Annotated in this window: 8 protein-coding genes and 9 tRNA genes; all 17 read right to left on the bottom strand. The window is 36.9% G+C overall.

Going from position 1 to position 9,355, the window contains the following annotated elements; translation table 11 throughout:
- Positions 1–131: 131 nt before the first annotated feature.
- A complete protein-coding gene (locus Q0E71_RS05815) occupies positions 132–1,505 on the bottom strand; it encodes a hypothetical protein (protein WP_294796931.1) in 1,374 nt (457 codons plus the stop codon).
- A 695-nt stretch (positions 1,506–2,200) separates the two neighbouring features.
- Entirely contained in the window at positions 2,201–3,328 is a 1,128-nt protein-coding gene (locus tag Q0E71_RS05810) for a YcjF family protein (RefSeq protein WP_294796929.1), read from the bottom strand.
- A gap of 76 nt (positions 3,329–3,404) precedes the next feature.
- The gene (locus Q0E71_RS05805; protein WP_294796927.1) at positions 3,405–3,839 is read right to left on the bottom strand and encodes a hypothetical protein; all 435 of its coding nucleotides are present in this window, start codon (positions 3,837–3,839) and stop codon (positions 3,405–3,407) included.
- A 101-nt stretch (positions 3,840–3,940) separates the two neighbouring features.
- Positions 3,941–4,114 carry a hypothetical protein gene (locus Q0E71_RS05800; protein ID WP_294796926.1) on the bottom strand — a complete coding sequence of 58 codons (174 nt, stop codon included), beginning with the start codon at positions 4,112–4,114 and terminating at the stop codon, positions 3,941–3,943.
- Positions 4,115–4,163: 49 nt separating this feature from the next.
- Entirely contained in the window at positions 4,164–5,444 is a 1,281-nt protein-coding gene (locus Q0E71_RS05795; protein WP_294796925.1) for a S9 family peptidase, read from the bottom strand.
- Between the two features lies 1 nt (position 5,445).
- Positions 5,446–6,597, bottom strand: coding sequence for a peptidoglycan DD-metalloendopeptidase family protein (locus Q0E71_RS05790; RefSeq protein WP_294796923.1), 1,152 nt, complete (start codon positions 6,595–6,597; stop codon positions 5,446–5,448).
- A gap of 28 nt (positions 6,598–6,625) precedes the next feature.
- A tRNA-Arg gene (locus tag Q0E71_RS05785) sits at positions 6,626–6,702 on the bottom strand.
- 15 nt (positions 6,703–6,717) lie between these two features.
- A tRNA-Ser gene (locus tag Q0E71_RS05780) sits at positions 6,718–6,807 on the bottom strand.
- Positions 6,808–7,254 (bottom strand): nucleoside deaminase, encoded by a 447-nt coding sequence (locus Q0E71_RS05775; protein WP_294796922.1) that lies wholly within the window; start codon positions 7,252–7,254, stop codon positions 6,808–6,810.
- 25 nt (positions 7,255–7,279) lie between these two features.
- Positions 7,280–8,563 (bottom strand): triphosphoribosyl-dephospho-CoA synthase, encoded by a 1,284-nt coding sequence (locus Q0E71_RS05770; protein ID WP_294796920.1) that lies wholly within the window; start codon positions 8,561–8,563, stop codon positions 7,280–7,282.
- 75 nt (positions 8,564–8,638) lie between these two features.
- Positions 8,639–8,714, bottom strand: a tRNA-Trp gene (locus Q0E71_RS05765).
- A 4-nt stretch (positions 8,715–8,718) separates the two neighbouring features.
- Positions 8,719–8,795, bottom strand: a tRNA-Ile gene (locus Q0E71_RS05760).
- Between the two features lie 6 nt (positions 8,796–8,801).
- Positions 8,802–8,895 (bottom strand) — tRNA-Ser (locus Q0E71_RS05755).
- A 49-nt stretch (positions 8,896–8,944) separates the two neighbouring features.
- Positions 8,945–9,033 (bottom strand) — tRNA-Ser (locus tag Q0E71_RS05750).
- A 3-nt stretch (positions 9,034–9,036) separates the two neighbouring features.
- Positions 9,037–9,114: transfer RNA gene (locus tag Q0E71_RS05745), tRNA-Gln, on the bottom strand.
- Between the two features lie 4 nt (positions 9,115–9,118).
- Positions 9,119–9,195, bottom strand: a tRNA-Arg gene (locus Q0E71_RS05740).
- A 13-nt stretch (positions 9,196–9,208) separates the two neighbouring features.
- Positions 9,209–9,282, bottom strand: a tRNA-Gly gene (locus tag Q0E71_RS05735).
- Between the last annotated feature and the right edge of the window lie 73 nt (positions 9,283–9,355).

Raw genomic sequence — 9,355 nt, 5'->3', positions numbered from 1 at the left:
ATCCTTTTTACCAAAACTCTTATGCATATCATTAATTTGCAAAGCTTTCATTTAAAACAGCCTCCTTTATTTCCTTCGTATTCAAAAAGCTCATAAGATTACTTTTTATTGTTTTCATTGTGCCACCCCTTCTATATAAGCGCCTTTTTCTTCTTTAGTACTAATAAATTCAAAAGATAAATAACTACTGTATAAGAAGATAATATCGTCATAGCTCTATTAAATGATAATCGTCCATCTTTTAATACACGTACTCCTTTCACAATAGACGTTGATGCTGGCCATGAAAAAGGATCAAAAATTGAATTTAGATTATATGCATTTAAAAATAGTATCGCTAATGCAGTTGTAAAGAGCAATACCACCCACCTTTTATTAAAGACAGACGCAACAAAAGCAAAGGCTACTGCTACAAGTAAAATTCTTAACAAATCAAGTACAACAGCTTTAATAAATACAGTTTTATACTCTTGTATTTGAGGCTTATATGACATAATTAAAACATCACTTCTTCCTGCTGCATAGGTAGTATCGTCAGCAAAAAAAGTTGCATAATCAATAACGTCATAGCCTGTAATCCTTTCAGCTCCTTCCTGCGCATTCGCTCCTAGAGATTTGGTATCACTTAATTCGTAGTCCTCTGGTATTGTTAAAACAGGTGCCTTAAATGAAAATCCTTCACCCCCTAAATTCGCAGCTAATAATAAGCCTACCGGCAATATAACTGTTATAAAAGCTAGGCATAAGAATTCCCTTATATACTTGTTAGTCATTGTAAAAAGACTTGTATTCATAGTGTAGTTTAACTTTGGAGCATTGTATTTCTTGTCTTTTAAAACAGTGATAATAAAAGCAAAAGCTAAAAATATTAAGTGAAAATTATTTCTTCTTATAAGGTCTTGTTGTGAAAAAAGCATATAAACACCAGCAAAGTTTTTATATGTGATTTCTGAAAGAACTAACTTATCTTTAATTTCTTTGTGCAATACGTCAAACATTGCCCTAATATAGTTATAATCAATATAGCATTCCATGTCTTGAGCAAACTGATTAATTAACACATCTTTATTCTCAGGTGCTGTAAAGTCATAATCTAGCTTACTTAGTCCATACACTTCTTCAAGTTCACTGCCATATTCATCTAAAGGAGAGATGTAACCCTCATCACCCCTAGCAAATTGCACTAAATCAATAAGTCTTATAGTGTTATCAATCTTCATTATCTCAAAGTAATTGCCCTTAAAATCTTCATTAGCTAGTTGCATTCCTTTTTTTGCTAATTCTATTTTTAATTTAATACTTTTAGCATAATTTTCTCTACCATCTTCAGGTAAACTTTTTGGGATTATAACTAAATGTTCTAAAATTTTCTTTTCATACTTAACTGGATCAGTATTTAAAGTCTCAATATCCTTAGCTATATTATAATTAAGTAAAAATCTACCTAGGTATGTATCTTTTTTGTCATCTAAATCAAAATCTGGTAAATACTTTAAATTTTGCAAAAAAAGAATAACTACAAAAATCAATAAGGTAAATGATATTATATTAAAGTATCTTTTAAAAAATTTCATTTTATGTAATTAGAGGGGAGAGCCTATTAAGTACAAAGCTACATAAAGCTGCCTATTGCATCTGTTTCATCACGACTTACTTTACAATAGCATCCACGAATGCCACAATTAGAGCTACAATCTGTTAGGCAGTTTTGAGTGCATCTATCGCACTTGATGCATCTATCACACTATGTACAGTTATCTTCATTACAAATTTTAATTCATATATCTCTAAATGAATCAAAATTGTCTGATCTATTATTTGGACCAACTAAATATTTCATATATTCACCTCCTTATCTACAGCTAAAATGCTTCCCCTCTAAAACCTCCTTCGTCTATTTATAATTTAGCTGCTTAAATTATCAAAGTTATTATATATAGTATATGTCAAATTTATTTATAAGTCAAATAAAAAATTTTTATACTAATAAAGTTAATGTTTCTTTTTTAAAATTAAATAATTACTGAATACAGTATACTTATGTTTATAAGAAATACAATATTTGCAAAAGCAAATGTCAAACGTTCGTCAGCTATAAATTTAATACCAATAACAAGATTCCATAATGCTCAGCGATTGTCTTATATTTAATATAGGCAAAGTAAAAGACCTTAGGAGAATTAACTCTTAAGGTCTTAATTTATTTAAGCTTCTTGTGATTCTTTAAATTATCTTTATATAACTTCTTTAGCATTTCTTCTAACTCTTTGTCGTCGATATCATCACCCGACTTTGCTTTTTTAAGAAGCACCGTCAATACTTCTATGTAGGCAAAGGCAAGTGATGCCATGATGGCTGAGGCTGTTGTGCCGCTTATGAGACCAGCGACAACGGTTCCTGCGCCTGGAAAGAATTTTAGTGCGTTACTTACTATGAAGCGTCCAAGATAGGTCGCGCCCATGGTTCCGCCGAGGCCTGCGACTAATGAAGCGAGTCTCTTTTTGTTCACCGGCACTCCAAAGATGGCCGTGATATGAGCAAGCATGGTTAGTTCCATGGGTACCAGCACCGATGCATCTGAGAATGGTATTGGAACGAAGCCAACTCCAAAGCTTGAGGCAATGTATTTCTTCGCCCAACTGCGTGCCTTTTCTGCTTTTAATTTTAAATCTGCATGTTGGGCATTGTTAAAAGATATTTGGTACTCCTCTTCAAGTGCGTCCATACTCATTTGAACTAGATCTTCAAGTCCATGTTCCAAAATAATATTGTCGCGGTTAATCTTAAGGTTCTTTGCAAGCACTGGAGCTATCGCGAACTCACCCATATTCATATTTTTAATAAAGTCGTAGAAGTCTTTTGCTTCGTCCGAGAAAAATTTTGTAAGGACTATGATGACTTTATTCTCCTTGCTAAGCGTCCTTATGAGCTCTTCCTCTTCCTTCTCTATCCTAAGTCCTTGAGCGTTAATGCAAAAGTAAATGAGATTAAGTTTTTCCTCATCGCCCTTTAAATACATATCGCTAACAAAGTTTGCGACTTCCTTGTAAACTTCAAGGCGCGAGTCATTGTCCAGCTCAAGTCCACGCGTGTCGTATAAAGTAAGAGGCACGCCGTCCTTCTCCACCTTGACAATATTTTTAGTCATGGGATAGCCAACACCAGTCTTTAGTATGTCCTCACGGAACAAGGCGTTGATAAGAGTAGACTTACCCGCACCAGTCTTGCCTAGTACAAGTATCTTCACCTTCTTAAGCTTACCAAGTTCATTCTCGATTTTATCATATAGTTCATCTGCTAGATTGATATTTTCATTCATATTTTTCATATAATCACCTAATTATATATACCCAAAAGCTATTAGTAGATAAGAAAAAAGCGTAAAAAGCAAATTGCTTCTTACGCTAGATTCTTGATAAAACAAGCATACTTTTATTTTTCCCTATGTAGGCAAAAGCTGATAGTTTTTCTAGTTTTTCAAATGGAGACAAAAGATATGGTCCGTCCAAAATTTTATATCTAATTCCATTGTTCTCATATGTGCATTCAACTTTTGATACTATAAATGAGCCAAATCTTATATAGTTAAGAGGGATTACTCTATTAATCTTGCACTTGTATTTAACTCCACTGTCTTTTAATTCTTTTAATTTATAATATTCAAGAAGTGCTTTGCACAAAAAGGCTATGGAAATAAATAGCCATACGAATCCATTTATTAATAATGCAATATTCTTCCAATATATATAAATAAATAACCCAATTAATGTAAATGAAATCCCAAAATATAAGCCTAAGAATTTAGATGCTTTAAACCAAGGTCTCTCTACAATTTCCATAATAATACACCTCTTAATAATATATTAGCACTTAATTATATATACCCAAAAGCTATTAAAAAAGAGACTCATCAATAGTCTCTATTAAACACAAATTAAATTTATCCAAAGAAATATCCAATCGAAAGCAAAAATGATCCAAATGCTATTAGTGAATACGCAAGCATCTCTAAAAAATTATCTATGCTCTTATCATCTTTATACGCTCTAATCTTGCTAGGAATCTGCAAAGATGTTCCTAAAAATATTAATGTAAATGCAATCGCCTTTAACATGCGAACCTCCTTATTAAAAAAGGCGAATATCTCTATTCACCAAAATATCTTATTTAAAAAACTCTGCTAAATCATCTATCACTAATTGACTTACATGATTTGGCTTATCATATATCTCTACAGAAAATTCGTCTGAGTCCTCTGGCATCATCAAGTGATTAAGACCTTCATATAAATTATATATCACAAGTCCTCTATCTCCCAAGGCCTTTTTGAACTTATCAAGCTCATCCTTCTTAATTTGGAAGTCCTTTGAGCCGTGTCCTATAAAGACGTCAAAGTCTGAAGCTTTAATATCCTCTACTGGACTCACTTGATTGACCGAGTAAACGTATGAGGCAGGCATACTGAAGAAGTTGCCCTTAGTCTTCTCTGTCATATTATCGACTTGCTCTTTAAACTTTGTAATCTCTTTCTTTTGAAATTCAGCAACTGACTTACTTACTTCACCTGAGTCAAGATACTCCATTTGCTGAGTATAAATTATGTCAGTGAATTTCATAGTCGATGCCGATAGCATAGCGACTTTCTTCAAGCTCTCATCTTTAGCTACTCTTGGCGCTAGCATTGCTCCAAGCGAGTGACCAAGTACATAAACATCATCAAATCTCGAATCTTTCTTAAGCTCTTCTATAGCAAGCTTCGCGTCCGATAAGACTTCTTCATCAACAGTGTAGTCCTTCGGCGCGTTATTTACATATCTTTTGTCAATTCTAAGTGTTGCTATACCAAGCTCTGCTAGGCCATGAGCAAGGTCTTTAAACGGCTTGTTTCCATTGATGCCAACTGTTTCGTCCATATCTTGTGGACCAGATCCTTGCATCATAAATACTACTTTCTTTGAAGTAAAATCCTTTGGAATGGTAAGAGCGCCATACATCTTGGCTCCATCATTGTCAAGGATAAAGCTTTCTTCTTTAAAATCATCATTATCTTCACAGATGGGCTCTTTAAGCATAAAGTAGGCGTTATTCAAACTGCCTGACTTGTCAAGTTCAATGATGGATGTTGCCATCCTATAATCAAATCTATCTTCACTCGAAAGAACAAAAGTATTCTTGATGTATTCGAATTTTTCGTCCTTACCTTCTTTAAACTCGCCTAATTTTTTGATAGTTTGAGTCAAAGATCTTTGGAAATCTTCTTTTTCTATTTGTTTTTGATTCTTAAGCCTAGCTGCTTTGAAAAGCACGTCGCCGTCAGCACTTCTAAGTGCGTCCAAGTACTTATGACTTAAGTCCTTTGCATCGTTGTATTCAATCTTCTTTGTGCATGAAAACATAGTCACACTCATCAGAAGAACGAGTACTAGTGCTAGAAATTTCTTCATATTAATTGCCTCTGATATAGTTTAGTGGGTTTTGGCTCTTGCCATTGACAATAACTTCAAAATGTAGATGCGGTCCAGTTACTCGGCCAGTTGTGCCAACTTTACCGATAAAATCGCCCTTCATCAAAGTTTCACCCTTTGAAACATTGATACTACTTAAGTGAGCGTATCTTGTCTTGTAACCGTTTTGGTGATCAATCTCGATAAGATTGCCGTAAGTGCCTAAGAAGCCAGCGTAGCTAACCACGCCGCCGTCAGATGCGTATACAGCGTCACCGTAATCAGCGTCAATGTCAACGCCAGTGTGCTGTCTACCCCATCTTCTTCCGTAGCCTGATGAAATGCCGCCTCTGGTAGGTTTTGCAAAACTGCCATCAGCTAAAGCCTTTCTAGTTCCCACAAGAACTAGCTTTGGCGCAGCCTTTTTCTTAACATTTTCTTCTAAAACAACTTTATTTATAAGCTCATCATTTTCGTAATAAGCAATGCTCTTAACGGCCTTAAGTCCATCCTCGCCGTCCATTGAAAGAACTGTCTCGCCTCTTGGAAGGCTTGGATCATCTTGACTTTCAACTGGCATAGCGATGACTTCTTCTTGATTTTCCTTCTTTGTTAGCAATACGTTTATGGCCTTGTCATTCTTCAATTTATTGTTCTCTAAAACCTCTTTAAGAGCTGAATTCACAGTTCTTAAATCCTTTAGAGAGATCTTTTCTTTTTTAAGCTCAATATTGTCCTTAATCTTCACGCAAATGGTATTGTCACTATAGTAATGGTTCTCAATTGCTGTTAAAAACTCATTTGCAGCGTCTTCATTCTTTAATGCATATAGCCTTCTCCCATCTTTTTCAACTGCATAAGCATTTACATCGAAAGCGTCCTCAGATATAGCGTTTCTAAGCTCTTCATCGCTTTTTTTGAACTCGTAATTTGCTTTTACAAGATCTGCACCATATCTATCTTCATATTTGGACTTATAATTATCTATAGCTTTATTAAAATTATGTACGCTAGAGTAAACTCCCAAGGACTTTCCAGAAGAGAAAACTTCCACCCTCGAGAAAAAATTCTTATATACAAAAGCTAGGACCATAGCAAGGGCCAAAAACGCCACACTTGCGATAATACCAAGCTTTTTTTTGTTTAAAATCACCTAATTACCTCCTTGTGAAAAAATAAAGTGGCGCACTAGAGAGGAATCGAACCCCCGGCACACGCCTTAGGAGGGCGCTGCTCTATCCAACTGAGCTACTAGTGCACGAAATTATTAAAATGGCGGAGTGGGTGGGATTCGAACCCACGTGGAGCAGGGCCCCTAACGCATTTCGAGTGCGCCCCGTTATGACCTCTTCGATACCACTCCCTATTTATTTCTTAAGTTCTTGAAGAAGTTTTGCAAAAGAAATTTATAAATTTTGCTCTCATTGTAATAAATATTTAGCTTGTGATAGCTAAGAGATGAGTTATGAAGCTGCATTTTGCTAATACAAGCGCCTTTCTTGTAATCAAGTAGAGCTATGTATAAATTTTTTATACGCGCTTCCAAAATCGCTCCTAGACACATCATGCAAGGTTCAAGCGTTACATAGAGCTCGCAGTCTGTAAGCCTGTAGTTATCTAGCTTTTCGCACGCCCGTCTTATAGCAAGCATCTCAGCATGAGCTGATGCATCCTTCATCGTTATCGTCTCGTTATAGGCAGTAGAAATCACTTCCCCATCCTTCACAATAACTGCTCCAACAGGCACTTCTCCAAGCTTGTACGCCTTTATCGCCTCTCTGATTGCCATATTCATAAACCTTTTTTCCATAGATAATATTATATAGTAAATGAGACTATTTGTCAAGATTTAATAAAGCCGCATTTAAACTCGCGTTGAAGTCCTCTTGCGAGTGCCTTTCCTCGCGCATGCAAGTGAATCTGTCACCTCCGCAAACGATGCAAGTCCGCTTCGCGTATCCAAGCTCAGTCCTCGATATAGGCTTAAGATCAGTATCAATCACGTCGATGTCAACAAAGCGCATAAAGTCATGCTCCTCTTCTATGCGCACAAAATTTTTCTTCTCATCAAGTGCCTTGCCATTAGCTAGGTAGATGGCAGTGTATGCATCCTCGTCCTCATATATGCACTCGTATGAAGCTAGGTATATTTTCGCCGCCTTGTAAATGGGCTCAAACTCATCCTTGTCCTTGTGCATGCCCTTAATATTTAGATTAAGAGTGATTATGGGCTTATTTCGATCTTGGATTGCCTTAGTGATGATCCTCCATCTTTCTTCCTTATTATATAGAAAATCATTCATATAACGATCTAAAAAATCGTCCATGCGCTTAAAGAAGTAAACGAGCTCGATAGTATCAGCACAGCCGCCAGTCGAAATGTTCTTCTCAGTGTAAACTTTGTCCATTTCCTTGAGCTCTTCGTCAAAATTTTCGCTATTTAAAACATTTTTCGCATAAGTTTTAGAAAAATTAAGACCAGACTCGCCCACTCTATTTATGGTCGTCGTATCATCAAGAGTCGAGATAATGTAAAAATAAGTCCTTAAGAAGTCCTTTGTATTTTTATAATATTCATAAGCATCAAGAGCCGTCTTAAAGCCATTCTTCGCCTCGTATCTGATGCCCGAATGCTTAGCATTGCTCTGGTAGATGCGCATACCATTTGAGTCCTGCATCTCTTTTTTATTAAAATCGTCAAAAATATTTGCGCAAAGCAATTTTACATATTCACTAATTAGATCAATAGTGATGTATTTGTTGTCATAATAAAGCTTTCCAATAGCAGAAGCAATAACGCCAAGAGTAAAGATGGCGCCCTTGTGAGTGTTGATGCCATTAGTCGCCTCATACATCTTATCTTCATATTTCATGCCAATGGGTCTAATCGCTTCAAATGTATCAGCAAAAGTATTTTTTGTGTTTGACGCTTCCATTATCTCAAAAAAATAGCCTTTAAGAGATGAAATGCTCCTTAAAAAAACATCATAATCCATGTCTGCGTGCGGACCAGAGTTAAGTCCATCAACACAGCCAGGCTTAGGTGTTAAATCAAGTTCATCTTTTAAAGACTGTAATAATATTTCTTCAATTGTTTCAAAAAAAGCGCGTGCCTTCATGAGAACACATCCATTCTAATAATATATAATGAAAGCTATAAAAAAAGCTAAAAAAATAAGCCTATAAAAGGCTTATGGCAGGGGTTGAAGGTTTCGAACCCTCGGCACACGGTTTTGGAGACCGTTGCTCTACCAGCTGAGCTAAACCCCTAAATTGGTGGACCTTCAGGGACTCGAACCCCGGACCTGCCGGTTATGAGCCGGACGCTCTAACCAACTGAGCTAAAGGTCCACATTGTGGCGGAGAAGGAGGGATTTGAACCCTCGCGCCCCGTAAATTAGGACCTACTCCCTTAGCAGGGGAGCCTCTTCAGCCACTTGAGTACTTCTCCAATAATATTAAATATTCGATTCGGCCTGAGCCATTTTAGATAAAAAAAATGGCGGAGAGAGTGGGATTCGAACCCACGTGGGCTTGCACCCAAACGGTTTTCAAGACCGCCTCGTTATGACCGCTTCGATACCTCTCCGCATGGCTGGGATGGTAGGACTCGAACCTACGAAAATGCCAGAGTCAAAGTCTGGTGCCTTACCGACTTGGCTACATCCCAACAATGGCGCGACTAGGAGGAGTCGAACCCCCGGCACACGGATTAGAAGTCCGTTGCTCTATCCAGCTGAGCTATAGTCGCATATATTGAATTATGGAGCGGGTGAAGGGAATCGGACCCTCGCAACCAGCTTGGAAGGCTGGGGCTCTACCACTGAGCTACACCCGCATATGGTGGAAGAGAGTGGATTTGAACCACTGAAAGCTTAGCTAACGGATTTACAGTCCGCCCCCTTTAGCCA

This window comes from uncultured Fenollaria sp., from assembly GCF_934202865.1.
Taxonomy (GTDB): Bacteria; Bacillota; Clostridia; order Tissierellales; family Peptoniphilaceae; genus Fenollaria.
This window is presented reverse-complemented; position numbering and strand designations above follow the sequence as displayed.